Below are 1,114 nucleotides of genomic sequence, written 5' to 3' on the forward strand. Positions count from 1 at the left end.
TTTTTCCAAATAGTTATACTGTATTTTGGTATTTAGATATCGTTATTTGGTACTTTTTTTTAGTTTATTCATTCTTTCTCATGTTGCATACACGCAGTTTAATAAACATGTCCATTTACGCGATACAATCATCTATTAAAAAGAAAGAGAGCTAAAAAAAGCACTTGATATTCAATTAGGTAGGTATCAAAATGAAAAAAATTGAAAAAAATAAAAAATACGTATTGACTTTAAGGAAAGGTTCGTTTAGAAAGGCGCCAAGTGTGTAGAAACACTTAGCGATAAGCGGATAAACCACGATAAGGTTTTTCCCATCTTCAAAATACTGACTTTCTTTTATGCTATCACTAGCATATAACGATTTTGTCGGGTGTGGTTATGCCATACAATACCCTTTTAGGGGAAAGCATACAGCGGACTTATCGCCGTGTTTCTAGCGCCCGACGCCCTTATGGGCTGTCAATAGAAACCTTTTTTACGATAAGGATTACTAGCATGAAAGCTACAGTTAAAAATCAAAAAACATCTCCAAAATATCAACTCACCAATCAAACAATTCTTCGTGAGGGTAAAAAACTTTATCGCATTAAAGCGTTAAGAGATTTTGGTGATGTTAAAGCTGGTCAACTTGGTGGCTATATTGAATCTGAAGAAAATCTTTCCCATGATGGTAATTGCTGGGTTGGTGATCAGGCCATTGTTGTGAGCCCTGGTCGTGTTTACGAAAATGCGCAGGTTTATGGCAATGCAGGTGTTGGTGGTTTTGTATATGGTAATGCTCGCGTCTACGATTCAGCAAAGGTTTTTGCCAATGCCCATGTGTATGATAATGCCCATGTTTTCGATAGTGCAAAAATTGTAAGTAAAGTGCATGTTTATGAAAATGCCAATGCATGTGGCATGGCTATTGTTACTAAGAATATTTGTGGTGACACAATGAATAATGTTTATACAGAACGCCTTTCTCCTTATGGTGAAATTTGCTTTGTTATGTGTCGTGCTCATAGGAAAACAGCGTAAATAACGGTGCGGGCGGTGCGGGGGCGCCTCCTTATAACCATTTCATTCAAAAATTTTCTTTAAAAGGCATTTCACTATGAAAAAAACATATGAA

Annotated in this window: 1 protein-coding gene; it reads left to right on the top strand. The window is 36.4% G+C overall.

Going from position 1 to position 1,114, the window contains the following annotated elements:
• The first annotated feature begins 495 nt into the window (after positions 1 to 495).
• Positions 496 to 1,020 (top strand): hypothetical protein, encoded by a 525-nt coding sequence (locus ACFILA_RS09550; protein WP_375661127.1) that lies wholly within the window; start codon positions 496 to 498, stop codon positions 1,018 to 1,020.
• Positions 1,021 to 1,114: the final 94 nt, after the last annotated feature.

Source organism: Bartonella sp. CL71SXKL (genome assembly GCF_042194935.1).
GTDB lineage: Bacteria > Pseudomonadota > Alphaproteobacteria > Rhizobiales > Rhizobiaceae > Bartonella.

Excerpts from the sequence above, each read along its gene's own strand:
- ACFILA_RS09550 (WP_375661127.1), top strand. The coding sequence starts at position 496 with ATGAAAGCTACAGTTAAAAATCAAAAAACATCTCCAAAATATCAACTC.